Source organism: Duganella sp. BJB1802 (assembly GCF_013369445.1).
Lineage (GTDB): Bacteria > Pseudomonadota > Gammaproteobacteria > Burkholderiales > Burkholderiaceae_D > Rugamonas > Rugamonas vulcania_A.
In genome coordinates, this window is the sequence record NZ_JABWEF010000027.1 from 12,627 (window position 1) to 37,347 (window position 24,721).

The 24,721-nt window shown below is 62.3% G+C and carries 22 protein-coding genes and 2 tRNA genes; 7 read left to right on the top strand and 17 right to left on the bottom strand.

All coding sequences use genetic code 11. The annotated features are described in order from the left end of the window. Positions 1-37: 37 nt before the first annotated feature. On the top strand, positions 38-1,102 hold the full coding sequence (locus HUX88_RS29405; RefSeq protein WP_117009917.1) for a patatin-like phospholipase family protein: 1,065 nt from the start codon (positions 38-40) through the stop codon (positions 1,100-1,102). On the opposite strand, the gene HUX88_RS29410 is transcribed toward HUX88_RS29405, so the two are convergent. Next, positions 1,103-2,794: an FAD-dependent oxidoreductase gene (locus HUX88_RS29410; RefSeq protein WP_176364050.1), complete on the bottom strand. Its 1,692-nt coding sequence runs from the start codon at positions 2,792-2,794 to the stop codon at positions 1,103-1,105. Between the two features lie 65 nt (positions 2,795-2,859). Further along, positions 2,860-3,207 carry a hypothetical protein gene (locus HUX88_RS29415; protein WP_117009916.1) on the bottom strand — a complete coding sequence of 116 codons (348 nt, stop codon included), beginning with the start codon at positions 3,205-3,207 and terminating at the stop codon, positions 2,860-2,862. Positions 3,208-3,356: 149 nt separating this feature from the next. Between HUX88_RS29415 and HUX88_RS29420 the strand changes: the two genes are divergently transcribed. Then, positions 3,357-4,445, top strand: a complete 1,089-nt coding sequence (locus tag HUX88_RS29420) for a type II asparaginase (RefSeq protein ID WP_176364051.1) — start codon at positions 3,357-3,359, stop codon at positions 4,443-4,445. Positions 4,446-4,449: 4 nt separating this feature from the next. Here the strand turns inward: HUX88_RS29420 and HUX88_RS29425 are convergent, their stop codons facing one another. After that, positions 4,450-5,073 carry a flavin reductase family protein gene (locus HUX88_RS29425; RefSeq protein ID WP_176364052.1) on the bottom strand — a complete coding sequence of 208 codons (624 nt, stop codon included), beginning with the start codon at positions 5,071-5,073 and terminating at the stop codon, positions 4,450-4,452. A gap of 173 nt (positions 5,074-5,246) precedes the next feature. On the opposite strand from HUX88_RS29425, the gene HUX88_RS29430 reads away from it, so the two are divergent. Next, positions 5,247-5,693, top strand: coding sequence for a GNAT family N-acetyltransferase (locus tag HUX88_RS29430; RefSeq protein WP_117009913.1), 447 nt, complete (start codon positions 5,247-5,249; stop codon positions 5,691-5,693). Between the two features lie 12 nt (positions 5,694-5,705). Here the strand turns inward: HUX88_RS29430 and HUX88_RS29435 are convergent, their stop codons facing one another. Continuing rightward, positions 5,706-6,191, bottom strand: a complete 486-nt coding sequence (locus HUX88_RS29435) for a septal ring lytic transglycosylase RlpA family protein (RefSeq protein WP_117009912.1) — start codon at positions 6,189-6,191, stop codon at positions 5,706-5,708. Positions 6,192-6,317: 126 nt separating this feature from the next. On the opposite strand from HUX88_RS29435, the gene HUX88_RS29440 reads away from it, so the two are divergent. The 3 genes from HUX88_RS29440 to HUX88_RS29450 all read left to right on the top strand — a co-directional run bounded on the left by HUX88_RS29440 (position 6,318) and on the right by HUX88_RS29450 (position 12,066). Beyond that, positions 6,318-7,751 carry an aldehyde dehydrogenase family protein gene (locus HUX88_RS29440; protein ID WP_176364053.1) on the top strand — a complete coding sequence of 478 codons (1,434 nt, stop codon included), beginning with the start codon at positions 6,318-6,320 and terminating at the stop codon, positions 7,749-7,751. A gap of 169 nt (positions 7,752-7,920) precedes the next feature. Further along, positions 7,921-9,861 carry a CocE/NonD family hydrolase gene (locus HUX88_RS29445; protein WP_176364054.1) on the top strand — a complete coding sequence of 647 codons (1,941 nt, stop codon included), beginning with the start codon at positions 7,921-7,923 and terminating at the stop codon, positions 9,859-9,861. A 102-nt stretch (positions 9,862-9,963) separates the two neighbouring features. Beyond that, the gene (locus tag HUX88_RS29450; protein ID WP_176364055.1) at positions 9,964-12,066 is read left to right on the top strand and encodes a TonB-dependent siderophore receptor; all 2,103 of its coding nucleotides are present in this window, start codon (positions 9,964-9,966) and stop codon (positions 12,064-12,066) included. Between the two features lie 127 nt (positions 12,067-12,193). Here HUX88_RS29450 and HUX88_RS29455 read toward each other — a convergent pair whose 3' ends face one another. The 10 genes from HUX88_RS29455 to HUX88_RS29500 all read right to left on the bottom strand — a co-directional run bounded on the left by HUX88_RS29455 (position 12,194) and on the right by HUX88_RS29500 (position 19,849). Next, complete coding sequence (locus HUX88_RS29455) at positions 12,194-12,607, bottom strand: DUF6691 family protein (protein ID WP_176364056.1); 414 nt, start codon at positions 12,605-12,607, stop codon at positions 12,194-12,196. Next, a complete protein-coding gene (locus HUX88_RS29460; RefSeq protein ID WP_176364057.1) occupies positions 12,604-13,032 on the bottom strand; it encodes a YeeE/YedE family protein in 429 nt (142 codons plus the stop codon). The genes HUX88_RS29455 and HUX88_RS29460 overlap by 4 nt, the downstream gene beginning before the upstream one ends. 61 nt (positions 13,033-13,093) lie before the next feature. Further along, positions 13,094-13,798 (bottom strand): hypothetical protein, encoded by a 705-nt coding sequence (locus HUX88_RS29465; RefSeq protein WP_117010537.1) that lies wholly within the window; start codon positions 13,796-13,798, stop codon positions 13,094-13,096. Between the two features lie 66 nt (positions 13,799-13,864). Further along, positions 13,865-14,326 (bottom strand): hypothetical protein, encoded by a 462-nt coding sequence (locus tag HUX88_RS29470; protein ID WP_176364058.1) that lies wholly within the window; start codon positions 14,324-14,326, stop codon positions 13,865-13,867. Between the two features lie 119 nt (positions 14,327-14,445). Beyond that, positions 14,446-14,520, bottom strand: a tRNA-Arg gene (locus HUX88_RS29475). Between the two features lie 107 nt (positions 14,521-14,627). Next, positions 14,628-14,704, bottom strand: a tRNA-Pro gene (locus HUX88_RS29480). 71 nt (positions 14,705-14,775) lie between these two features. Then, on the bottom strand, positions 14,776-16,125 hold the full coding sequence (glmM, locus tag HUX88_RS29485) for a phosphoglucosamine mutase (protein WP_176364059.1): 1,350 nt from the start codon (positions 16,123-16,125) through the stop codon (positions 14,776-14,778). 12 nt (positions 16,126-16,137) lie between these two features. Further along, positions 16,138-16,989, bottom strand: a complete 852-nt coding sequence (gene folP, locus HUX88_RS29490; RefSeq protein WP_176364060.1) for a dihydropteroate synthase — start codon at positions 16,987-16,989, stop codon at positions 16,138-16,140. A gap of 72 nt (positions 16,990-17,061) precedes the next feature. After that, positions 17,062-18,945 (bottom strand): ATP-dependent zinc metalloprotease FtsH, encoded by a 1,884-nt coding sequence (gene ftsH / locus HUX88_RS29495; protein ID WP_176364061.1) that lies wholly within the window; start codon positions 18,943-18,945, stop codon positions 17,062-17,064. Between the two features lie 202 nt (positions 18,946-19,147). Beyond that, entirely contained in the window at positions 19,148-19,849 is a 702-nt protein-coding gene (locus HUX88_RS29500) for an RlmE family RNA methyltransferase (protein ID WP_117009903.1), read from the bottom strand. 43 nt (positions 19,850-19,892) lie between these two features. On the opposite strand from HUX88_RS29500, the gene HUX88_RS29505 reads away from it, so the two are divergent. Then, positions 19,893-20,363, top strand: a complete 471-nt coding sequence (locus HUX88_RS29505; protein WP_117009902.1) for a YhbY family RNA-binding protein — start codon at positions 19,893-19,895, stop codon at positions 20,361-20,363. A 54-nt stretch (positions 20,364-20,417) separates the two neighbouring features. Here HUX88_RS29505 and HUX88_RS29510 read toward each other — a convergent pair whose 3' ends face one another. The 3 genes from HUX88_RS29510 to carB form a co-directional block, all read right to left on the bottom strand. Then, positions 20,418-20,900, bottom strand: a complete 483-nt coding sequence (locus tag HUX88_RS29510; protein WP_176364062.1) for a DUF4149 domain-containing protein — start codon at positions 20,898-20,900, stop codon at positions 20,418-20,420. Beyond that, positions 20,900-21,376, bottom strand: coding sequence for a transcription elongation factor GreA (gene greA, locus HUX88_RS29515; RefSeq protein WP_117009900.1), 477 nt, complete (start codon positions 21,374-21,376; stop codon positions 20,900-20,902). Before greA ends, HUX88_RS29510 begins: the two co-directional genes overlap by 1 nt. Before the next feature lie 113 nt (positions 21,377-21,489). Next, positions 21,490-24,720 carry a carbamoyl-phosphate synthase large subunit gene (gene carB, locus HUX88_RS29520; RefSeq protein ID WP_176364063.1) on the bottom strand — a complete coding sequence of 1,077 codons (3,231 nt, stop codon included), beginning with the start codon at positions 24,718-24,720 and terminating at the stop codon, positions 21,490-21,492. Between the last annotated feature and the right edge of the window lies 1 nt (position 24,721).

The following is a 24,721-nucleotide window of genomic DNA, read 5'->3' on the forward strand; positions in this document are numbered from 1 at the left end:
ACCTTGGCAACAATCGTATAAACCGTATAAACGCTGCATGGTGCTGGGCGGGGGCGGGTTCCGCTTCGGCATGTACATCGGCATGTACGCCGCGCTGCGGCAGGCCGGGCGCGCGCCCGATGTGCTGCTGGCCAGCTGCGGCGGCGCGATCGCGGCCACCATCATCCACAACCTGCCCGACCCGGACGCCCAACATGCCTGGCTGTCGTCACGGGAGATGTACCAGTTCTGGTGCAGCCTGAAATCGACCCAGCGCGCGGACCTGATGGGCAGCTTGATGCGCGCCGCCAAGCGCAAGCTGTCGACCGCCAAGGCGCCCGTGATCCCCGACCTGTTCGGCGACTACCTGTTCGAGATCCCGTCGCAGCTGCCCTTCCCGCCCGCCACCGGCACGCCGGACGTGGACGTCGCCATCATCGGCGGCAAGCTGCTGTTCGACGAATCGGAAGTGGGCCAGCCGCGCGCGGGCCGCAAGCTGTTTGCGGAGACGGTGTTCTGCGGCGAGCAGGCCGCCGCGCTGCTGCAAGGGATGCAGTCGCCGCTGAGCGACACCCGCTGGGGCCAGCACGCGGTCGCGCACGACCTGCTGGTCGATGGCAGCGTGCCGCTGGCCGACGCCGCGCGCATCTCCATCGCCGACATGATCTACTTCCGCTGCCAGCAGTATCGCGGCCAGGAGTACATCGGCGGCGTGCTTGATCTGTTCCCGGTGGAGATCGCGCGCCGCCTCGGAGTGGAAGTCATCATGGAATTCAAGGAAGCCTTCGACCAGGTGTTTGCGATTCCCGCCTGGCGCTCGGTGCTGGGCATCAACGGCAATGCTCGCCTGCGCTACGCCAACACCCATCTGGCCGATATGCGGATCGATTCGTCGGACGTGTCGGTGGTGCTGGCCAAGCAGCAGCTGCAGCAAAAGCTGGACTGGCGCCGCAACCGCATCGAGCTGGCGATGCCGCCAACGTACGACACCTTCGTCCAGCACATGAACGACCAGTGGCAATACGGCTACGACCGCGCCATGGAGGCGCTGGCGCACCCGCCGGGCAAGCATCCGGCGATCCGCCGCTCCACCCGCTACAGCAAGCCGCTTCGCAGCGTGTGATCAGTCGCTCGCCAACACCTGGTGCAGCGACTGCACCGCCGCCGAACCCTCGCCCACCGCCGCAGCCACGCGCTTGACCGAGCCGCTGCGCACATCGCCCACGGCGAAAATGCGCGGACGGCTGGTTTCCAGGAAGTGCGGGCCGCGCTCCAGCGGCCAATCTTCCGCTGCGACCTGCGGGCCGGTCAGCACGAAGTGCTTGTCATCCAACTCCACGCAATCGCCCAGCCACGCGGTGTTCGGCTCCGCGCCCAGGAACAGGAACAGGTGGCGCGCCGGCGCGGTCTTCACCTCGCCGCCGGCGGTCTGCCAGCTGATGCGTTCAAGCTTGTCTTCTCCCTGCAGTTCGACGATCTGCTTACGTGTGTGCAGCGTGATGTTGGGTGCGGCCTCGATACGCTGGATCAGGTAGCGCGACATGCTGGCGGCCAGGCCATCGGCGCGCACCACGATGTGAACGTGCTTCGCATGCCCGGCCAGGAATACCGCCGCCTGCCCCGCCGAATTGCCGCCGCCGACGATCACCACTTCCTCGTTGGCGCAGAAGGTCGCCTCCATGAACGAGGCGCTGTAGTAGACGCCGCAGCCTTCGAAGCGCTCCAGTCCCGGCAAGTCCGGCTTGCGGTAGCGCGCGCCGGTGGCGATGACGATGGAGCGCGCGCGCAGACGCTCGCCGCTGTCGATGGCGATCTCGAAGTCCGGGCCCCCGCAATCGACGGAGCTCACGCGCACCGGCACCGCCACCTCGGCGCCGAACTTGCGCGCCTGCGACAGCCCGCGCCCCGCCAGCGCCTGCCCGGAGACGCCGGTCGGGAAGCCGAAATAGTTTTCGATCTTGGAGCTGGAGCCGGCTTGGCCGCCGGGCGCCTTCGAGTCCAGCACCGCCACGCTCAGGCCCTCGGACGCCGCGTACACGGCGGCGGCCAGCCCGGCCGGGCCGGCGCCGACCACCACCAGGTCGAAGGTGCGGCCGTCGATATTGTCGGAACTAAGGCCGATGCTGTCGGCCACCTGGCGCAGCGTGGGATGGCGCAGCACCTCGCCCGACGGCGTGACGATGACCGGGATGTCGGCCTCGGTGACGCCGAAGCGCTCCATCATCTGCGCCGTTTCGGCGTGCAGTTCGGTGTCGAAGTAGGCGGTGGGCTGGCCGTTGCGGGTCAGGAAGTGGCGCAGCACCAGCGTCGCCTGCGAGTGGCGCGCGCCAAACATCACCACGCCGCCGGTCTGGTCCTGCATGTAGGCCACGCGCCGCAGGATGTAGGCGCGCATGATGGTTTCGCTCAGCGCCGCTTCCGAGATCACCAGCGTGCGCAGGGATTCCTCGCTGATGACGATGAATTCGCCGTCCACCACCACGCGCCCGGTGGCGACCGCCGCGCGGCCGGCCAGCGTGCCGATTTCGCCGGTGAACATGCCGGCGCCGTGGGTGCCGTGCACCACCGTCGCGCCCAGCGCCGAGGCGCGCTCGATTTCGATCGCGCCGGAGATGATGACGTACATGGAGATGTGGCGGTCGCCCTGCCGAAACAGGACGTCGCCGGCCTTGAAGTGGCGGCGTTCGCCGTAGCGGCCCAGCAGTTCGAATTGCGCCTCGTTCAGCGCCGGCAGGATCTGGTGGCGGCGGTTGCCAATGTCGGTCGATGCGGCTTCCGGGAGCGCGCCCTGGCCACCTGCGGTTTTTGGTTCCATTCCCATGCGTTTCCTCAGTCAGTGTCCGCCCATGATAGCGCCAAACGCGCCCGGCGGCAGGAGGACTATCGGCAGAGCTGGTTCCAGTTTTGTTCGAACTCGGAGGGCGAGACATCCTGCGCCAGCAAGGTCAGGTCGCGCGCCACCGAGATGTAGCGCTGGTAGCCGATGTAGGCGCCGAACGCGTCCTTGGCGTTGAACTCGCCGCAGGTGGCGCCGCCCTTGCCGACCACCTGGTTGCGGAACATCGCCGAGGCCGGTTCGCGGACCTTTTCCTTCACATATTTCTCGCCCAAACTGGTCAGCGTCGCGGCTTCTTCCTGCCGCTTTTCCGCCGCGCTCTTGCCGCAGGCGGCCAACACGGCCATCAGCGCCAGCACCGCGACCCTGCGCGTGGTGTTAGCAAAAGTCATAATATTTTCTCTTTTATAATTTTCTTACAGCAATTATCTATGTAAACATGATCTCACGCCATCCATAACGCGGCAACGGTACGCATTGTTGACATGCGGGCTATTTGTTACTATCTCAAGCTTTATAACTAGCTCGGTCAGGAGATCGCATGACGCACCCAATCCCCGCACGGTTTCTTAAAGCAATATTCGCCTGTGCAATGGTGCTCAGCGCCTATGCCGGGGCAGCAGAAAAAGCCGCAGCGCCGCTCGCCCACGTGACCATCCTGGCCACCGGCGGCACCATCGCCGGCAGCGGCGCCACCAGCACCACCACGGTCGGCTACACCGCCGCCACGGTCGGGGTCGACCGCCTGATCCAGGCCGTGCCGGAGCTGGCCAAGGTGGCCCAGGTCAAGGGTGAGCAGGTGTTCCAGATCGCCAGCGAAAACATGAGCAACGAGCATTGGCTGACCCTGGCCAAGCGCGTCAACACGCTGCTGGCCCAGCCTGACGTGGACGGCATCGTCATCACCCACGGCACCGATACCCTGGAAGAAACCGCCTACTTCCTGGACCTGGTCGTCAAGAGCAAGAAGCCGGTCGTGCTGGTCGGCGCCATGCGTCCGGGCACCGCGCTGTCGGCCGACGGCCCGATCAACCTGTACAACGCCGTGCTGCTGGCCGCCAGCCAGGAAGCCGTCGGCAAGGGCGTGCTGGTCGCGATGAACGACCAGATCCACGGCGCCCGCGACGTCACCAAGACCAACACCTCGACCCCGGACAGCTTCAAGACCACCGAACTGGGCATGCTGGGCTACATCCAGGGCAACAAGCCTTACTTCTACCATGCGTCGACCCGCAAGCACACGGTTGACACCGAGTTCGACATCAGCAAGCTCGACGCGCTGCCGCAGGTGGACATCGTCTACGGTTACGCCAACGTCGGCCCGGTCGCGCTGAACGCGCTGGTGGCCGCCGGCGCCAAGGGCATCATCCACGCCGGCGTCGGCGATGGCAGCCTGGCGACCAAGGTCGTGCCTGCGCTGACCGCGGCCCGCAAGCAAGGCGTGCTGATCGTGCGCGCCGCCCGCGTCGGCCAGGGCATCGTGGCCCGCAACGGCGAAGCCAACGACGATGAGCTGGACTTCGTGGTGGCCGACACGCTCAATGCGCAGAAGGCACGCATCCTGCTGATGCTGGCGCTGACCAAGACCAGCGACAGCAAGGAAATCCAGCGCATGTTCTACACCTACTGATCCATCACGGATAGTCTGGCCGCCGCATGCGGAACAGGCTGTCCCGGTTGATCTCGAAGTAATCGGCAGGGCCGCCGGCGCGCAAGATCGTCCGCGACCCTGCCGTGTCATACACGCCGTCGCGCAGCAGGTCGCGCGCGATGTGCACCCCCACCACTTCCCCCATGATGAGCCAACCATCGGTCGGCGCGCCGGACGCGTCCTGCAGACGGATGATCTGACTGCATTTGCATTCGAACGCGACCGGGCTCTCGGCCACGCGCGGCACGCCGACGATGGTCGACGGCGCCGGCGTCAGGCCGGCCAGCGCAAACTCGTCCACGTCCGCCGGCGCCGGCGCGCAGGTGGCGTTCATCGCCTCGGCCAGCGGGCGCGTGGCCAGGTTCCATACGAACTCACCGGTTTGCTCGATGTTGCGCAGCGTATCCTTGCGGCCCTGGCTGGAAAAACCGATCAGCGGCGGCGTGTAGTTGAAGGCATTGAAAAAGCTGTAGGGCGCCAGGTTCAGCGCGCCTTCCGCGCTGCGCGAGGCAATCCAGCCGATCGGGCGCGGACCGACGATGGCGTTGAAGGGATCGTGCGGCAGGCCGTGGCCCAGCGCGGGCTGGTAGAAATAGCGGTCTTCCATGCTGGCTCCAGATGACGCGTTTGCGCCGGTGTGGCATTTTCGCACAGGCCCCGGACTGCGGCGCGGGGAGCTGCCGCGCTCCTTCACTCCCGAGCAACAATTTATACAAATCATTGCTTGTATTCCTATCGTGCGCCCCTTAGGCTAAGTGATTCCCTTAGCCAGATTCACTTATGCCCTTGGTTTTACAATTCGTCCCCCTGAAGACGGCACTTCCCCTCAAAGCACTGCGCGCCTATCGCCAAGATGCAAATTGGCCAACAGACACAAAATTGCCTTCCAACCCGATCGGCAAGATTGTTTGGGTCAGTGTGGAAACGAACCGCAAACAGATCGCCATCGCGCGCCTGGAATTGGCGCCACCCGAGTTTTGCATGGTCTCCGAATTGATCGTCAACAGTAAATACCGGTCACAGGGAGTGGGCCGCTGGTTCGTGCAGCGCATAGAACAGTATTGTCACAGCCTGGGCATACGCCGCTTGGTGTTGCGGCCAACCAATGGAAGCGAAAAATTCTACGCGTCCTTGTCCTTCCAAAAAGATCCTTTTGTGCCGGAGATGCTGAAAAAAGAAATCAATCCGATGCTGCCGAAGATGTTCATGCCAATTGGGAACACCTGACTGGCGCGCCATTCAACGCGACTTATCGGACGGGGCCGATGCGGCCTCGTTCCTGGGCGGCAGCTTGAGCGGCGTGACGGCCACAGGCGCCACGCCCTCTTCCTTCATGTCCAGCTTATCGGCGGTCTTGGGGGTAACGTCGATGATGCGCCCCTTCGCGTACGGCCCGCGATCCTTGACCACCACCACGTCGCTCTTGTTGTTGTCAAGGTTGGTGACCTTGGCGACCGTGCCCACAGGCAGCGTCTTGCTGGCGGCGGCGTTGCTGTCCGGCCTCATGGTTTCGCCATTCGCCATCTTCCGGCCACGGAACCGGCGGCCATAGTACGAGGCCTTGCCCTTGCGGGTCTTGCCGGAACGGTCGAGATGACGGTCCGATGGCGGAACTTGCCCGATCTTTTCCACATGCGCCTGCTTTACGTCCGGCGCGGCCGGAGCGGAAAACGCCAGCGGCAGCCCCAACGCCGCCCCCAACAACAATGTGCGCAGCTTCTTCATACACTGCATTGTAGGCCGTTTGGGCGGCGCGCCACGTTCGACAGGTCACACTAATCAAGCGCTTGCTTGCTGCAAAAATTGCAGCAATAATGACCCTCCAACACATCAGCAAGAGGGACGGCGGCCATGGGCGAAGCAGACGCGGGGCAAATCAAGGCGGCGTTCGACGCCCAGCTGGCGACCGCGCTGCGCTGGCGGACATCCAACGCGGCCGAGCGCATCGCCCGCGTCAAGCGCCTGCGCGACGCGCTGATGGCGCAACGCGAAGCGTTTTACGCAGCCTTCGAAAGCGACTACCGCAAATCCCCGGCCGAAGTGGAGGCAACCGAGTTCCTGCCGGTGATGGAGGAAATCCGCCAGGTGCTGGGCGCGCTCAAGCGCTGGATGAAGCCGCGCCGGCGCTGGCCCACCACCACCATGCTGGGCACCTACGCCACGGTGCGCTATCAGCCGCGCGGACGGGTGCTGATCATCGCGCCCTGGAACTATCCGCTGAGCCTGTGCTTCGGCCCGCTCGTGTCGGCGCTGGCCGCGGGCAACACGGCACTCATCAAGCCATCGGAGACGACGCCGGCCGTGTCCGCCCTGATGGCGCGCATCATCGCAGACGTGTTCAGGGCCGACGAGGTGGCGCTGTTCGAAGGCGGCCAGCCGACCTCGCACGCCCTGCTGCAACTACCCTTCGATCACATTTTCTTCACCGGCTCGCCGGCGGTCGGCAAGCTGGTGATGGCCGCCGCCGCCCAGCACCTGGCCAGCGTGACGCTGGAGCTGGGCGGCAAGTCGCCCACCATCGTCGACCAGACCGCCAACCTGCAACTGGCCGCCGAAACGCTGATGTGGGGCAAATTCCTCAACAACGGCCAGACTTGCGTGGCGCCCGACCATGTGTATGTGCACGCCAGCGTCAAGGCCGGCTTTCTCGCCGCCTGCCGCCAGGTGCTGCAACAACGCTACGGCGCCGACGCGGCGGCGCAAAGGCAGAACAGCGACCTGACGCGCGTGGTCAACCAGCGCCACACGCGCCGCCTGGCCTCCCTGCTGTCGGACGCGGTGCAGCGCGGCGCCGTGGTGCATACCGGCGGCGAGGTCGACGAGGCCCAGTGCTACATCGCGCCGACGCTGATCGAACAGATTCCTGCCGGTGCAGCCATCCTGTCGGAAGAGATCTTCGGGCCGCTGCTGCCCATCATCGAATACCGCGAGCTGGACCAGGTGATCGCCGCCATCAACGCCGCGCCCAAGCCGCTGGCCTTGTATGTGTGGAGCACGCGCCAGGCCAATATCGACCAGGTGCTCCAGCAAACCAGCTCGGGCGGCGCCTGCGTCAATCACTGCGTCGCGCATTTCGCGCACGGCAATCTGCCTTTTGGCGGCATCAACAATTCCGGCGTGGGCAGCGCGCATGGCGAGTATGGCTTCAAGGCGTTCTCGCACGAGCGCGCGGTCTTGCGCGCTTCGCCGCTGATGCTGATCAAGCTGTTCTTCCCGCCCTACACGCGAGGCCGGCTGCGCCTGATACGCCTGGTGGTCGACTCGTTGAGACTGCCCATGCTGTGAGCGCCGGGTTGTTAACAAATTCTGTGGATAAGGCTGTTAACAAGGATCAGACGCCGAGTACAAGTCGCTGTTTTTAAAAGAAAAATACCTGCTGCGCAAATTTGTCGCAGCCAAAGTTATCCACTGGCATTACACTAGGCGGGTTTGACTTCTTATTGACAAGGAATTCATGAAACCACGTCTTAGCGCCCTACTCCTCGCCCTGATGCTGGGCGGCCTCTCCCTCCACGCCAGCGCGGCCGCCCCCGGCGCCGCCGAGCCGAAATACAGCCTGCGCGAACACTACACCAAGTACGAATTCCGCATCCCGATGCGCGACGGCGTACGCCTGTTCACCGCCGTCTACGTGCCCAAGGACGCCGGCAAGAGCTATCCGTTCCTGATCCAGCGCACCCCGTACAGCGCGGGGGTGCAGTCCGGCGGCGAACTGCACTACGGCGTGGACTTCTACCCGGAGCACATCGGCCCCTCCCAGGAGTTCGAGGACAGCGGCTATATCTTCGTCAAGCAGGACGTGCGCGGCCGCTACATGTCCGAAGGCAAGTGGATCGAAATGACGCCGCACGTCAATCCCGCGCGCGCCAAAGGCCAGGGCAACGAGAGCGAAGACATGCACGACACCGTCGAATGGCTGCTGAAAAATGTCGCCAACAACAACGGCAAGGTCGGCATCCTGGGCACCTCGTATCCCGGTTTCTACACCTCGGCCAGCATCATCGATTCGCATCCGGCGATCAAGGCGGCCTCGCCGCAGGCGCCGGTCACCGACCTGTTCATGAACGACGACTCCTACCACGGCGGCGCCTTCATGCTGGCGGCCAACTTCGATTTCTACTCGGCCTTCGTGGAGGCGGAAAATCCGACGCCGCTGCCGAAGACCTGGGACCATTTCGACTACGGCACGGCCGACGGCTATGAGTTTTTCCTCTCGCACCTGACGCTGTCCAACATCACCGGCACGATGACGCCCAAGCAGCGCGCGCTGCTGCTGCCGACCATCGAACACTCGACCTACGACACCTTCTGGAAAAGCCGCAACATCGCGCCGCACCTGAAGAACATCAAGGCCGCCGTGCTGACCGTGGGCGGCTGGTACGACGCCGAAGACCTGCAGGGCCCGCTGACCACCTACAGCACGATCAAGCGCAACAACCCCGGCATCTACAACGGCCTGGTGATGGGCCCGTGGTCGCACGGCGCCTGGGGCCGCGCCGACGGCAAAAGCCTCGGTTACATCAAGTTCGACGCCAAGACCGGTGAGCAGTTCCGGAAAACTATGCTCTATCCCTTCTTCGAACAGCACCTGAAAGGCGTGCCGAACAAAAATGTGTCGGAAGTCTATGCGTTCGAGACCGGCAGCAATGTGTGGCGCAACTATGCCGCCTGGCCGCCGAAGCAGGCGCAGCCACGAACGCTGTTCCTCGGCCCGAACGGCACGCTGGGCTGGAAGCAGCCGGCGGCCGGCGAGGCCTACGACGAATACGTGGCCGATCCGCGCAAGCCGGTACCGTTCACGGCCTACCCGGCGCAGGGCGCGCCGAAGGAATACATGGTCGGCGACCAGCGTTTCGCCTCGTCGCGGCCGGACGTGTTGACCTACCGCAGCGAGGTACTGGAAGAGGATGTCACGCTGGCCGGCCCGGTCAAGCCCAGGCTGTTCGTCTCCACCACCGGCACCGATGCCGACTGGGTGGTCAAGCTGATTGACGTCTATCCGGCCGCCTATCCCGGCGCGGGCGATGACGAGGAGCGCGGCCCCGACGTGCCGAAGCCGACCCTGACCATGGCCGGCTACCAGCAGCTGGTGCGCGGCGATCCGCTGCGCGGCAAGTTCCGCAACAGCTTCGAGCAGCCGGAACCGTTCACGCCCGGCAAGGTGGAGGCGGTCAACTACGCCATGAGCGACATCAACCATACTTTCCGGCGCGGCCACCGCATCATGGTGCAGATCCAGAGCTCGTGGTTCCCGCTGGTGGATTTGAATCCGCAGACCTTCGTGGACATTCCGAAAGCCAAGCCGGAGGACTTCCAGAAGGCCACGCAACGGGTGTATCACGCGCCGGCGATGTACTCCGGAATTGATGTGCAGGTGCTGCCCGGCTTGCATTAATCTTTGCTTTGGGGGCATAATTTAGTTGATAACGATTCTCATCTAGCCAGCGAAAGTGTCTTTCCGACGAAGTAGCCAGCCACACACTACTTCAAGGACATCATGGCACTGAACAAAAAACCGCTGGCGTTGATGCTGGCCAGCCTCACCCTTTCCAACGCCGCGCTGGCTGACACCGGCGCGGCGCCGGAGCAGACGATGAGCACCGTCACCGTCACCGGCGCGGCCGAAACCGGCTACCGCCCCACCGCCGCCAGCACCGCCACCAAGATCGAGGCGCCGCTGCGCGATATCCCGCAAACCGTCAACGTTGTGCCGCTGGAACTGCTGCGCGACCAGGGCGCAAATTCGCTCCAGGATGTGCTGAAGACCGTGCCGGGCATCGGCCTGTCGACCGGCGACGGCCAGCGCGACCAGGTAACGATACGCGGATTTAGCGCCATCAGCGACCAGTTTGTGGACGGGATGCGCGACGATGCGCTGTATTTCCGCGACTTGTCGAATATCGAGCAGGTCGAGGTGGTCAAGGGGCCCGCTTCCGTGCTGTATGGTCGCGGTTCGTCCGGCGGCATGATCAATCGCATCACCAAAAAGCCGGGCATGGACCGCAGCGAAGTGAGCGTGCAGGCCGGCAGCTGGGGCCAGAAGCGCGGCGAATTCGATCTGGCGCGCAATCTGAGCGAGCGCGGCGTCGCCTTCCGCGTCACCGGGGCGGTCGAGGATTCCGACAGCTACCGCAACCAGCAATTCCTGAAGCGCGAGGCGCTGGCGCCATCGCTGCAATTCAAGCTCAGCCCGGATACGCTGTTGCTGTTGCAGGCCGAGTATCTGCACGACAAGCGCCTGACCGACTTCGGCATCCCGTCTTATCTGGGCCGGGCTGTGGACGTGGCTCCGGGCACCTACTACGGCGCCGCCAATGCCAAGGACTTCGACTACAGCGAATCGCGGGTGCACGCCTTCGGCTTCACGCTGGATCACCGCATCAACCAGCAGTTTTCGATCCGTAACGCCTTCCGCCACTACGATTACTCGCTGGACCGCAACAATACGCTGGTCGGGTCGGTCAATGAAACCGCCAAAACGGCTACGCTAACGCGCGGCAACGTGGCGCGCGATGAAGACGGCTACACCAACCAGACCGAGCTCACACAACGCGCCGATCTGGCCGGCATGCAGCATCAGGTGTTGTACGGCGTCGAGTTCGGCAAGCAGAACAAGGACCAGCTGGTGCGCTCCCAAGCCAACGTGGCGACCGTGTCATTGTTCAACCCAGTCGCGCCGGTTGTGCCATTTACCGCTGGTGGCGCGCCTACGGCGAACAATCTGGGGATTTTCAAGGTCGGCAGCGCCTACGTGCAGGATCTGGTGACGATGTCGCCGCAATGGAAGGCCCTAGCCGGCGTCCGCTACGATAAGTTTGAGCAGGAAACGGTGGAGCGCCGCGTCGGCGTGGCCAGCGTGGCCCGTACCGACCGTAACTGGAGCCCGCGCGCCGGCCTGGTGTACCAGCCGGATACCACGCAGTCCTACTACGCCTCGTTCAGCCGCTCGTTCCAGCCTTCGGGCGAAGGCTTCGCACTGGCGGTCAACAATGCCGACATCGCGCCGGAAATCACCAAGAACAAGGAAATCGGCGCCAAGTACGACCTGTTCGAGGGCCGCGCCTCGGCGGGCATCTCCCTGTTCCAATTGACGCGCACCAATATGAAATCGTCCGACCCGGTGACCAACAAGCTGATTCCGCTGGGTACCCAGCGCACCAGCGGCCTGGAGCTGACCTTCAGCGGCGATCTGGGCGCAGGATGGCAGGCTTGGTCGGCCTATTCCTACCTGGACGCGTCCATGCTGGCATCGATCGCCAAGGACGACGGCCAGCCGGTGCAGGGCAAACGGCCGACGCTGACGCCCAAGCATAGCGCCAATCTGTGGGTAAGCAAGGCGCTGGCCGGCCACTTTGGCGTCGGCGGCGGCCTGAATTACGTTGGCGACCGCTTTGCCAATCCGGGCAATACCGTGGTCCTGCCGGGCTTTGTGACGGCGGACGCCATGGCCTATTATCGCGACCGTGGCATCGACCTGACGCTGAACGTGATGAATCTGCTGGACAAGGCCTACATCGTGGCCGGCCACGGCAGCAGCAAGAACCTGAACCTGCCCGGCGCCCCACGCTCGGTGCGCTTGACGGCGCGTTACCGGTTCTAAGCGGGGCGGACGTCCGGGTTGTTAACAAATTCTGTGGATAAGCTTGTTAACAAGCCGGACCGGGCGACGCTAAGCTGCTGTTTCAAAAGAAAAATAATCCATTGCGCAATTTTGTCGCAGCTATAACTTATCCACCGCGACGCCGCTCGATCAGCTCGAATATTCCCATTCCAGCCAACATCGCCAGAACAAAGACTATCGCCTTCGGCAAGCCCATGCCCAGCCCAACAAGGGCCGGGCCGGGGCAGAAACCGGCCATCCCCCAACCCGCGCCAAATAATATCGAGCCGATTACCAGACGGCGGTCGATGTGGGTGGCGGACGGCAGCTTTATTTCAGTGCCCAGCAAAGTGGTCATGCGGCGACCGATATAGGAGAAAGCAAAGAATCCTACCGCGATCGCGCCGCACATAACGAATATCAGGGAAGGATCCCATTTCCCAGCCAAATCCAGAAAACCCAGCACTTTGGCCGGGTTGGCCATTCCGGAAACAATGAGACCCAGGCCGAACAACAGGCCACAAAGAAAAGAGATAATCATAATACATGCCTGATCAAGTAGACGCTGACAAAACCCGCCGCCATAAATATTACGGTCGCCGCTATCGAACGCGGGGATAGCCGGGATATTCCGCAAACGCCGTGTCCGCTGGTGCATCCGGATCCGTAACGTGTGCCGATACCAACCAATAAACCCGCCCCGATTATTACGCCATAATCCGCATCGATTTGGGTTGCCGGCCATGCGTGAAATACGCCATACACCAGAGGCGCCAATATCAAGCCGAGAACAAAAGTAATGCGCCATAGTATATCGCCGCGCACCGGGCGTAGCAGGCCGCCGACAATTCCACTAATGCCGGCTATGCGTCCGTTCAACAAAATCAGCAGCGCCGCCGCAGCGCCGATCAGGACGCCGCCCAGCAGCGCGGACCAGGGTGTGAAGCTCAGACTATCGATGATCATTCGAGACTCCTATGGATGCGCGCCAGAAAGCGGCGCGAACAAGCTAATTATTAGCATAATCCTACTCGCCCAGCAGAGCGAGGGACTCCAACCACGCGGCCTTCCACGGTCGCAAGTCCGCCTGGGTGGCGAATGCTTTCTTCAGATGGGACATAGGCACACGATACACGTCGTTCAATCCCAGCGCCAATGTGACCGGATTCCACAGATGGGTATTTTTTCCGGCTCGGGAATTCTTTCTGACCCTGGCGCCATCGTCGCCGAATATGCCGATACCGCCGGCCAGCGATTTTTCCAGATCCAGTTTCGCCATGCCGCCGAATATACGGAGCACCTCGTCCTTTGTTATTCCTTTCAGAATCTCTTTAGGCGGCGGAGCGGCCGGATCCTCTTTCGGATGCAATATACTTTCCAGAAAATCGGCTATATCCCGATGAAAGAAACGCAATGCATCCAAAGGCATGGTGATGCCTGGTGGTTTGAGTTTAAAAGATATTCGATCCGAATCGCGTGTCATGCGGATCAACACATCGCCGCTGCCGGCGCTCAGGCGTTTGGTATCCTCAATATAGAATATCGGTGCCGGATACCGGGTAATTCCCTCGGCAAATAAACCAGCATACTCCTCCGAATAATCCAGCCACACATGAGGTGTTATACCTGCTTCCACTAAACGTGCAAGATCCCAAGAGCTGCCGGTCCGCACACTTAACCATGCACAAGTCTCCTCGGTAGTGGCATTGTTGGGAATTGTGCCTGATGTCATTTTCTTCTCTCGAAATATTCGGATGCCGCAGTGTACCAATAATACGTGCGGATCAGGCAACCTCCCTTATTTCTTGAAAATGGCAGCGGAATCCTTGGCCGTGGAGCGGCACTGCGCCGGGAGTTTCTTCTTCATCAGCGCGTCTTCGAACGAGACCCAGACAGGATTGGACTTATCGGACGTCGGCATGGTGACCACCACGTCGTCGTCTTTGTCATAGAAAATTGTGAATGCCGGGCCTTCCTTGCCGTTGCTGTCCTGCCCGCTGTAGACCTGCAACTCGACATGGTCGCCGGCGTCTTCAAAACCGGCGGTCGCGCGCCCTGCACGCTCGTAGTCGCATTTCGGACCGGACTGGCTGTAATGGTAGTCAAACGAAGGCACGCCGCGCTTGTCGACGCTCCATTTGCTTAGGATCAATGTACGCTTGACAGTCCCCTCGTTTTTCGCGAAGTTGATGGTGCCGGTAAATGCCTGAGCGTAGGCCGAGGCGCATAAGACGATCAGGAACAGAAAATTCTTTTTCATGGCGTAACCTTCCTGCATTAAAAATGACGGCAGATATTACCAAGGAAAAAGATTGCATGCCACGCAATAAAAACAGCCATTCGGCTCGGCGTTATCTGCGTGATTGAAGGGGAAAAGAATGGTCCGCCCGGAGGGAATCGAACCCCCATGATCGCTTTAGAAGAGCGAGGTCCTATCCGTTGAACGACAGGCGGTTTTCATGTAGTCAGTATTCTAACCACTAGCGGCAGCTTTGTGACGACTTTGATCCATCGCACAAATGAAAAACGGGTCGTCTTTCGACAACCCGTTTTAAAGTTTTTGGTCGGAGTACAAGGATTCGAACCTTGGACCCCCTGGTCCCAAACCAGGTGCGCTACCGGGCTGCGCCACACTCCGAAGACAGTATTCTAACGCTTGCCTCCCTCTACGTCAATGCAAGGCCAGCTAATTATTACACTGCTGAAATCTTACGCAGCGAGCTGGACTTCCACTTTGTCGGCGATACGGCGCGCCATCGACTCCGCATCGCTGGCGTTACGTGCTTCGACCATCACGCGGATCAAAGGTTCCGTGCCGGAGGCGCGGATCAGCACGCGGCCGCTGTCGCCCAGCTCGTGCTCGACCAGCTCCTTCTCCGCGACCATGGCCGCGTTCTTGGTCCAGTCGAAGCCCGGCGAGACGCGCACGTTGACCAGCGTTTGCGGGAAGATCACCAGCTCGCCGGCGCACTGCTCCAGCGATTTGCCGGCGCGCTTGAGCGCCGACAGCACCTGCAGCGCCGAAATGATGCCGTCGCCGGTGGTGTGCTTGTCCAGGCACAGCAGGTGGCCCGAGCCTTCGCCGCCCAGCAGCCAGCCCTTGTCCTTCATCACTTCCAGCACGTAGCGGTCGCCCACCTTGGCGCGGGCGAAGCCGATGCCCTTCTCCTTCAGCGCCACCTCGACCGCCATATTGGTCATCAAAGTGCCGACCGCGCCGGCCACCGGACCGGTCGCCAGGCGGTCCATGACCATCAGGTACAGCAGCTCGTCGCCGTTGTACAGGCGGCCGTTGGCGTCGCACATGATCAGGCGGTCGGCGTCGCCGTCCAGCGCGATGCCGAGGTCGGCGCCGTGGGCGCGCACGGCGGCGGCCATGGCTTCCGGCGCGGTGGCGCCGTGGCCCAGGTTGATGTTGAAGCCGTCCGGCTTGTTGCCGATGGCGACCACTTCGGCGCCCAGTTCGTGGAACACGTGCGGGGCGATGTTGTAGGCGGCCCCGTGCGCGCAATCGACCACCAGCTTCAGGCCACGCAGGTCCAGCTCGTTCGGGAAGGTGCTCTTGCAGAATTCGATGTAGCGGCCGTGGGCGTCGTCCAGGCGCTTGGCGCGGCCCAGCTTTTCCGACGATACGCAATCCATCGGCATGTCCAGCGCGGCCTCGATTTCCAGCTCAACCACATCCGGCAGTTTGGTGCCCTGGTCGGAGAAGAATTTGATGCCGTTGTCCTGGAACGGGTTGTGCGACGCCGAAATCACCACGCCGGCCGACAGGCGCAACGCGCGCGTCAGGTAGGCGATGGCCGGGGTCGGCATCGGGCCGGCCAGCATGACGTCGACGCCGGCGGCCGAGAAGCCGGCCTCCAGCGCCGCTTCCAGCATGTAGCCGGAGATGCGGGTGTCCTTGCCGATCAAAACGGTCGGGCGCACCGAGCCGCTGCGGCCACCAGCCAGCACCTTGCCGGCCGCGTAGCCGAGGCGCATGACGAAGTCCGGCGTGATCGGCGACACGCCCACCAGGCCGCGGATGCCATCAGTTCCAAAATATTTACGTGACATTGTGTGTTCTCTTTATCGTTGTAGGTTAGTTCCTGCCTGCCATACTTTTAGCGCATCGACCGTTTCCGCCACATCGTGCACGCGCACGATCAGCGCGCCCTGCGCCACCGCCGCCAGCGCGCCGCCGACGCTGCCGGCCATGCGTTGCTCGACCGGCTTGCCGGTCACCGCCCCCACCATCGATTTGCGCGACAGGCCGGCCAGCAGCGGCACGTCCAGCTCCGCGATCAGTTGCGCGGTGGCTTTCAACAAGGCGTAATTATGCTCCACAGTCTTGCCAAAGCCAAAACCCGGATCGATGCATAGTCGACGCGGATCAATACCCGCCTCCGTCAGCGCTTCGATGCGCTCGCGCAGGAAGGCGGTGACTTCGGCCACCACGTCGGTGTAGCTGGGCGCCAGCTGCATGTGCCGAGGGTCGCTTTGCATGTGCATGATACACAAGCCGCAGTCGCTATCGCGCACCGCAGCGATGGCCCCGGGCGCGCGGAAGCCGTTGATATCGTTGATCATGTCGACGCCGGCGATGATGGCTTCGCGCATCACCTCTGGCTTGTAGGTATCGACCGAGATGGCCGGGCCGATGTCGCGCAGCGCGTACAGCACCGGCATCACGCGCTGCAGCTCCTGCTCCAGCGGCAGCGGCGGCGCGCCCGGACGGCTGGACTCGCCGCCGACGTCGATGATGTCGACCCCGTCCAAAATCATCTGCTCGGCATGCGAGATGGCGAACTCCAGCGACTGGTGCTGGCCGCCGTCGGAGAACGAATCGGGGGTGACGTTGAGGATGCCCATCACGCGGGCGCGGGCGCGCTCGCCACGCCACGGAAAGTTGAAACGGCCGAACTGTAAAGTGGATCGCATGTGAAACCGGAATAAAAATAAAAAAAGGGCGAGGATCGCTCCCCACCCTCCCTCTCAGCGTTCAGCCACGTATCAGGCTGGCGCGGTCACGCTGGGCGATACGCCCGGACCGCCGTCGCTGGGCGGATGCTTGCGGATCGTCACCCCGGCTTTCGGCGCGCGCGGCTCCAGGCCGGACATGATGTCGTTGATCTGGTCGGCATCGATGGTTTCCCATTCCAGCAGCGCCTTGGTCATCACTTCGACCTTGTCGCGGTTCTCTTCCAGCAGCTTGCGCGCCAGCTTGTATTGCTGATCCAGGATGGCGCGGATCTCGGCGTCCACCATTTGCTGGGTCGCTTCCGAAATCGTCTTCGAAGCGCCGCCGAAGAAGCCGTCGTTCTGGCTGTCTTCGTAGACCATCACGCCCATGCTGTCGGACATGCCGAAGCGGGTCACCATCGAGCGGGCCAGCTTGGTGGCGCGCGAGAAATCGTTCGAGGCGCCGGTCGACATCTGGCCGACGAAGATTTCCTCGGCGATGCGACCGCCGAACAGGATGGAAATCTCTTCCAGCATCTTGTCCTTGTAGCCGGAAATGTTATCGTGCTCGGGCAGCTGCCAGGTCAGGCCCAGGGCCCAGCCGCGCGGCATGATGGTCACTTTGTGGACCGGATCGGCCTTCGGCAGCAGCTTGGCGACCACGGCGTGGCCGGACTCGTGATACGCGGTGTTGCGGCGCTCTTCCTCGCGGATGATCATCGACTTGCGTTCCGGACCCATGAAGATCTTGTCCTTGGCATCCTCGAAGTCGATCATGTCGACCAGGCGCTTGCTGCGGCGCGCGGCGAACAGCGCGGCCTCGTTGACCAGGTTGGCCAGGTCGGCGCCCGAGAAGCCAGGCGTGCCGCGGGCCAGGATGTCGGCCTTGACGTCGGTGCCGATCGGCACTTTGCGCATGTGGACGTTCAGGATCTGCTCGCGGCCGCGGATGTCCGGCAGGCCGACCGATACTTGACGGTCGAAACGGCCCGGACGCAGCAGCGCCTTGTCCAGCACGTCGGCGCGGTTGGTGGCGGCCACCACGATCACGCCGGACGATGCTTCGAAGCCGTCCATTTCCACCAGCAGCTGGTTCAGCGTCTGTTCGCGCTCGTCGTTACCGCCGCCCATGCCGGCGCCGCGATGGCGGCCGACCGCGTCGATCTCGTCGATGAAGATGATGCAAGGCGAATGCTTCTTGGCGTTCTCGAACATGTCGCGCACGCGGCTGGCGCCGACGCCGACGAACATCTCGACGAAGTCCGAACCGGAGATCGAGAAGAACGGCACCTTGGCTTCGCCGGCGATGGCGCGCGCCAGCAGGGTTTTACCCGTGCCCGGAGGACCGACCATCAGCACGCCGCGTGGAATGCGGCCGCCCAGTTTCTGGAACTTGCTTGGATCCTTGAGGAAGTCGACGATTTCGTTGACTTCTTCCTTCGCTTCGTCGCAACCGGCGACGTCGGCGAAGGTGACGGTGTTGTTGGTTTCGTCCATCATGCGCGCCTTCGACTTACCGAAGGAGAACGCCCCGCCCTTGCCGCCGCCCTGCATCTGGCGCATGAAGAAGATCCACACGCCGATCAGCAACAGCATCGGGAACCAGGACACGAACACTTGCTGCAGGAACGATGGCTCTTCAGGCGGACGCACGTCGAAGTGCACGCCGTTGTCGCGCAGGTCGCCGACCAGGCCGCGATCGAGGCCGGTGGCGGTGGCGCGCACCTTGGTGTCGTCGCTACGGGTGGCCGTGATGTTGGCGCCCTCGATCACCACATCCTTGATGCGCTTGGCCTTGACCTCATCCAGCAAATCGGAATAAGCGATGGGTTTGGCGCCGGCGGTGACGCCGTGGCTGTCAAACTGCTTGTACAGCATCAGCAGCAGCAGGACCACTACCACCCAGATGGCTGATTTGGAAAACATGTTATTCACGAAAACTCCTTGGATGCAGGGCGCATCTTTTAACCGATAGCTAGAAACCCGATTTTACTCGCAATAAGCAGGCGGTGCCAGAAGCCCACCAGCGCGTGCGGCCAAAATTCCAGCCGTAAAACACATTATTTGACCAAAATACCGGTGCGATCAAGTCAAAACTGATCGTCACCGTGCCGATGTGCGGCCCATGCGTCAAATATCAAGGGCGAACCGGGGGGAAATCGTCCAATTCCAGCGGTTGCGACGAGCTCATGCCCTCGGTCGGATTTTTCAGGCCGCGCCCCAGCAGGAAAATCTCGGAGGATTTGTCGCGGCTGGCTTTCGGTTTTTTCTGGATCACGGTTTTGAATTCGCGGCGGAATTTAAGCACGATATCGTTAAAACCCATGTCTTTAAAACATTTCACCAGCAGCGAGCCGGTCGGTTTCAGATGAGCCTGGGAAAATTCAATTGCCAAATCGATCAGATGTTCCATGCGGGCGGCGTCCGAATCCGGGATGCCGGACAGGTTGGGCGCCATGTCCGACAGCACCAGGTCGACTTTTTGACCTTTGACATGATCTTCCAACAACTGCAGCACCTCGGGCTCGCGGAAATCGCCCTGGATGAAGTGGAAGTCGGCGATCGGCTCCATCGGCAGAAGGTCCAGACCGATCAGCGTGCCGTTGATGCCGCCGCCCTCCTTGCCGGCCAGCTTGCGGCGCGTGTACTGCCCCCAGCTGCCGGGGGTGCAGCCGAGGTCGACGATGACCTGTCCGGGCTTGATCAGGTGCTCGTCCTCATCGATCTCCTTGAGCTTGAAAGCGGCGCGGGCGCGGTAGCCCTCTTTTTGCGCCAATTTCACGTAAGGGTCGTTAATGTGGTCGTGCAACCAGTTTTTGTTTAATTTCTTCTTCTTCATTCGCGTAGAATACTGCCTTTAAGGGAACCACTAAAAATATATTATGCAAAAACTTACACCTGTTGAGCGCAGCGCTCTGCGCGCCGAAGCGCATGGTCTCAAGCCCATCGTCCTGATCGGCGAGGCTGGCCTGACAGCCAACGTCCTCAAGGAAATTTCGCTGGGACTGGACTCGCACGGCCTGATCAAGGTCCGCGTGTTCGGCGACGACCGCGAGGCCCGCGCCGAAATGTACGACACCATCTGCGAGAAACTGGATGCGGCCCCGGTGCAACACATCGGCAAGCTGCTGGTGCTGTACCGTCCGAAAGTGGAAACGGAAAAAGCCCGTTCGACCTCCGGCAAGGGCCTGCGCGAAGTGACCATCGTCAAGCCTAGCCCAAGCGGCACCAAGCGTCCGTCGGTGACCAAGGTACTGCTCAAGGGGAATGAACGCGTGACCCAAGGCGGCAATATCAAACGCGCCAAGCCACTGCAAAAGTCGACCAAGAAGAGCGCACTGGGCTCGAAATAAGCCAGCTGCATCGTCCTTTCCCGCCTGGGAAAGGACGAAACTGTTATTACTGTATTACTGTTTCACCACCAGCCACGCGGCCAGCAAGCTCTGCACCAGGTAGATGCTGCTGGAAATGCCGTGCAACATGCCGAACTCGTTCTGAGCGGCGCCATCCATCACACCGCCCGGCCCCGCCGCGGCACGCAAGGCGGCCATCATCGGCTGCAGGCCGAAGTGCGACACCAGCGTGCAAGCGAGCATCGTCGAGACGATCAGCAGCAGCATGCGGCGCGTCTTGGCGGCCGAGTTGGCGGCCGAACCGGCAAAGATGCCGCCCGTCTCCGCGCCCTTGCTCACCCACAGCAGCACCAGCATCACCAGCGCGCAGCCGATCGACAGCCAGGCCTGGTTCTTGAACAGACTGGCGGCAATGGTGCCGGCCAGCACCCGGTCGCTCAACGTGGCGAACAGCGTCGGCGCGGCCAGATAGCCGACCGCCCACAAACTGCCCGCCCACAGCGTCGCGACCAGCAAACGTGTACGCGCAAGCAGCATCAGATGTATCGCACTTCCAGGATTTCGTATTCGCGCGGGCCGGACGGCGCCTGCACTTCCACCACGTCGCCGGCCGACTTGCCGATCAGCGCGCGGGCGATCGGCGAGGTCACCGACACCTTGCTCAGTTTCAGATCCGCTTCGTCCAAGCCGACGATCTGGTAGGTCACTTTCGCGCCCGATTCCAGGTCTTCCAGGTCCACGGTCGACGCGAACACCACGCGGCCGTCGGCGTCCAGCGTCGTTGGATCGATGATCTGTGCTGCGCTCAGCTTACCTTCCAGTTCGGCGATGCGGCCTTCGACGAACGCCTGGCGTTCCTTGGCGGCGTCGTACTCGGCGTTTTCCGACAGGTCGCCATGCGAACGCGCTTCAGCAATCGCGTCGATCACGATACGGCGTTCTTTGGTCTTCAACTGGTGCAGCTCTTCTTTCAGGAGCTCTGCGCCGAACTTGGTAAGTGGAACTGAAGTCATGTTTATATTTACTCTGTTGTTACAATGGAAAACCACAGAGGCCACGCCAACCTGCAGCGCGAGCTCTGTGGTTAAAAGGTACTGTTTCCCGTCACCGAGGCGACGAAAGAACCTTAGTGTAAGGTTTTATGCAGCCCTTGTAAATCGTACACTTGCAACTCGTCCAAATGACGGATGCCTTCGACCGCCGCTTCCGCGCCGGCGATGGTGGTGTAGGTGGTCACGCGCGAGGCCAGCGACGAGGTGCGGATGGCACGCGAGTCGGTGATGGCGCTGCGCTTCTCTTCCACCGTGTTGATCACCAGGACGATTTCGTGGTTCTTGATCATGTCGACCACGTGCGGACGGCCCTCGACCACCTTGTTCACCGGCGTGACCGGGATGCCGGCCGCCGCGATGACGGCCGCCGTGCCCTTGGTCGCCACCAGCGTGAAGCCGATATCCACCAGGTCGCGCGCCACTTTCACGGCGCGTGGCTTATCCGACGATTTCACCGACAGGAACACCTTGCCCGACTTCGGCAGCTTGATGCCGGCGCCCATCTGCGACTTGACGAAGGCTTCGCCGAAGGTCTTGCCGACGCCCATGACTTCACCGGTCGATTTCATCTCGGGTCCGAGGATGGTGTCGACGCCCGGGAATTTCACGAACGGGAACACGGCTTCCTTGACGCTGAAGTAAGGCGGCACGACTTCGTGCGTGATGCCCTGCTGCGCCAGGGTCTGGCCGACCATGCAGCGCGCGGCGATCTTCGCCAGCTGCAGGCCGGTGGCCTTGGACACGAACGGCACGGTGCGCGATGCGCGCGGGTTCACTTCCAGCACATAGACCACGTCGTGCATGACGCCGTCGCGTTCCTGCTTCTGGATCGCGAACTGCACGTTCATCAGGCCAACCACGTTCAGGCCCTTGGCCATCAGCGCGGTCTGGCGCTTCAGTTCATCGATGGTCTCCTGCGCCAGCGAGTACGGCGGCAGCGAGCAGGCCGAGTCGCCCGAGTGCACGCCGGCCTGCTCGATGTGTTCCATCACGCCGCCGATGAAGGTGGTTTCGCCGTCGGAGATGCAATCGACGTCGCACTCGATGGCGTCGTTCAGGAAGCGGTCCAGCAGCACCGGCGAATCGTGCGATACCTTGACCGCTTCGCGCATGTAGCGCTCCAGGTCGCGCTGCTCGTGGACGATTTCCATCGCGCGGCCGCCCAGCACGTAGGAAGGACGCACCACCAGCGGGTAGCCGATTTCCTGGGCCAGCGCCAGGGCGTCGGCTTCGGTGCGCGCGGTGCGGTTGGGCGGCTGGCGCAGGTTCAGCTTGTGCAGCAGCTGCTGGAAACGCTCGCGGTCTTCGGCGGCGTCGATCATGTCCGGCGAGGTGCCGACGATAGGCACGCCGTTCGCTTCCAGGTCCAGCGCCAGCTTCAACGGGGTCTGGCCGCCGTACTGCACGATCACGCCGACCGGTTTTTCCAGTTCGACGATTTCCAGCACGTCTTCCAGCGTCAGCGATTCGAAGTACAGACGGTCGGAGGTATCGTAGTCGGTCGACACGGTCTCCGGATTGCAGTTGACCATGATGGTCTCGTAGCCGTCTTCGCGCATCGCCAGCGCCGCGTGCACGCAGCAGTAATCGAATTCGATACCCTGGCCGATACGGTTGGGGCCACCGCCCAGCACCATGATCTTCTTCTTGTCGGTCGGGTTGGACTCGCACTCTTCATCGTAGGTCGAGTACATGTAGGCGGTGTTGGTCGAGAACTCCGCCGCGCAGGTGTCCACGCGCTTGTACACGGGACGGATGTTGAGCTCATGGCGCTTGGCGCGCACGGTCTTGGCATCGGTCTGCAGCAGGAAGGCCAGGCGGCGGTCCGAGAAGCCTTTTTGCTTCAGCTTGTACAGCGTGTTGCGGTCGATCTGCTCCAGCTTCTGCGTGTCCATCCACAGTTCCAGGTCCACGATCTCTTTAATCTGGATCAGGAACCACGGGTCGATCTTGGTCAGGTTGTGCACTTCCTCCAGCGTGAAGCCTTGCGCGAACGCGTCGCCCACGTACCAGATGCGCTCAGGACCAGGCTCGCCCAGTTCCTCTTCGATCTTCTCGCGGTCCTTGGTTTTTTCGTTCAGACCATCGACGCCCACTTCCAGGCCGCGCAGCGCTTTCTGGAACGATTCCTGGAAGGTGCGGCCGATCGCCATCACTTCGCCGACCGATTTCATTTGCGTGGTCAGGTGGTGGTCGGCGGTCGGGAACTTCTCGAACGTGAAGCGCGGGATCTTGGTGACGACGTAGTCGATCGATGGTTCGAACGAGGCAGGGGTCGCGCCGCCGGTGATCTCGTTGCGCAGTTCGTCGAGCGTGAAGCCCACGGCCAGCTTGGCCGCCACTTTCGCGATCGGGAAGCCGGTGGCCTTCGACGCCAGTGCCGACGAACGCGATACGCGCGGATTCATTTCGATGACGATCATGCGGCCGTCGGCCGGGTTGATCGAGAACTGCACGTTGGAGCCGCCGGTGTCGACGCCGATCTCACGCAGCACCGCCAGCGAGGCGTTGCGCATGATCTGGTATTCCTTGTCGGTCAGCGTTTGCGCAGGCGCCACGGTGATCGAGTCGCCGGTGTGCACGCCCATCGGATCCAGGTTTTCGATCGAGCAGATGATGATGCAGTTGTCCGCCTTGTCGCGCACCACTTCCATCTCGTACTCTTTCCAGCCGATCAGCGATTCTTCGATCAGCAGTTCGGAGGTCGGCGAAGCTTCCAGGCCGCGTTTGCAGATGGTCTCGAATTCTTCCTCGTTGTAGGCGATGCCGCCGCCGGTGCCGCCCATCGTGAACGACGGACGGATGATGACCGGGAAGCCCAGCGTGCGCTGCACGGCCCACGATTCTTCCATGGTGTGCGAGACGCCCGACTTGGCCGAACCGAGGCCGATCTTGGTCATCGCGTCCTTGAACTTGGAACGGTCTTCGGCCTTGTCGATGGCTTCCGGCGTGGCGCCGATCAGTTCAACCTTGTACTTGTCCAGGATGCCGTGGCGATGCAGGTCCAGCGCGCAGTTCAGCGCGGTCTGGCCGCCCATGGTCGGCAGGATCGCGTCCGGCTTTTCCTTGGCGATGATGCGCTCGACGACTTGCCAGGTGATCGGCTCGACGTAGGTGACGTCGGCCATTTCAGGGTCGGTCATGATGGTCGCTGGATTGCTGTTGACCAGGATGACTTTGTAGCCCTCTTCGCGCAGCGCCTTGCAGGCCTGTGCGCCGGAATAATCGAACTCGCAAGCCTGGCCGATAATGATCGGGCCAGCGCCAATAATCAGAATACTTTTAATGTCTGTACGTTTAGGCATC

Bases quoted from the DNA above. Each gene is read 5' to 3' on its own strand.
- HUX88_RS29435 (WP_117009912.1), bottom strand. From the start codon at position 6,191: ATGAAGAAGCTGCGCACATTGTTGTTGGGGGCGGCGTTGGGGCTGCCG.
- HUX88_RS29500 (WP_117009903.1), bottom strand. From the start codon at position 19,849: ATGAAGAAGAAGAAATTAAACAAAAACTGGTTGCACGACCACATTAAC.
- HUX88_RS29470 (WP_176364058.1), bottom strand. From the start codon at position 14,326: ATGAAAAAGAATTTTCTGTTCCTGATCGTCTTATGCGCCTCGGCCTAC.
- HUX88_RS29465 (WP_117010537.1), bottom strand. From the start codon at position 13,798: ATGACATCAGGCACAATTCCCAACAATGCCACTACCGAGGAGACTTGT.
- HUX88_RS29450 (WP_176364055.1), top strand. From the start codon at position 9,964: ATGGCACTGAACAAAAAACCGCTGGCGTTGATGCTGGCCAGCCTCACC.
- HUX88_RS29410 (WP_176364050.1), bottom strand. From the start codon at position 2,794: ATGGAACCAAAAACCGCAGGTGGCCAGGGCGCGCTCCCGGAAGCCGCA.
- glmM (WP_176364059.1), bottom strand. From the start codon at position 16,125: ATGTCACGTAAATATTTTGGAACTGATGGCATCCGCGGCCTGGTGGGC.
- carB (WP_176364063.1), bottom strand. From the start codon at position 24,720: ATGCCTAAACGTACAGACATTAAAAGTATTCTGATTATTGGCGCTGGC.
- folP (WP_176364060.1), bottom strand. From the start codon at position 16,989: ATGCGATCCACTTTACAGTTCGGCCGTTTCAACTTTCCGTGGCGTGGC.
- HUX88_RS29415 (WP_117009916.1), bottom strand. From the start codon at position 3,207: ATGACTTTTGCTAACACCACGCGCAGGGTCGCGGTGCTGGCGCTGATG.
- HUX88_RS29430 (WP_117009913.1), top strand. From the start codon at position 5,247: ATGCCCTTGGTTTTACAATTCGTCCCCCTGAAGACGGCACTTCCCCTC.
- HUX88_RS29420 (WP_176364051.1), top strand. From the start codon at position 3,357: ATGACGCACCCAATCCCCGCACGGTTTCTTAAAGCAATATTCGCCTGT.
- HUX88_RS29455 (WP_176364056.1), bottom strand. From the start codon at position 12,607: ATGATTATCTCTTTTCTTTGTGGCCTGTTGTTCGGCCTGGGTCTCATT.
- HUX88_RS29505 (WP_117009902.1), top strand. From the start codon at position 19,893: ATGCAAAAACTTACACCTGTTGAGCGCAGCGCTCTGCGCGCCGAAGCG.
- HUX88_RS29405 (WP_117009917.1), top strand. From the start codon at position 38: ATGGTGCTGGGCGGGGGCGGGTTCCGCTTCGGCATGTACATCGGCATG.
- HUX88_RS29440 (WP_176364053.1), top strand. From the start codon at position 6,318: ATGGGCGAAGCAGACGCGGGGCAAATCAAGGCGGCGTTCGACGCCCAG.
- HUX88_RS29510 (WP_176364062.1), bottom strand. From the start codon at position 20,900: ATGCTGCTTGCGCGTACACGTTTGCTGGTCGCGACGCTGTGGGCGGGC.
- HUX88_RS29445 (WP_176364054.1), top strand. From the start codon at position 7,921: ATGAAACCACGTCTTAGCGCCCTACTCCTCGCCCTGATGCTGGGCGGC.
- greA (WP_117009900.1), bottom strand. From the start codon at position 21,376: ATGACTTCAGTTCCACTTACCAAGTTCGGCGCAGAGCTCCTGAAAGAA.
- HUX88_RS29460 (WP_176364057.1), bottom strand. From the start codon at position 13,032: ATGATCATCGATAGTCTGAGCTTCACACCCTGGTCCGCGCTGCTGGGC.
- HUX88_RS29425 (WP_176364052.1), bottom strand. From the start codon at position 5,073: ATGGAAGACCGCTATTTCTACCAGCCCGCGCTGGGCCACGGCCTGCCG.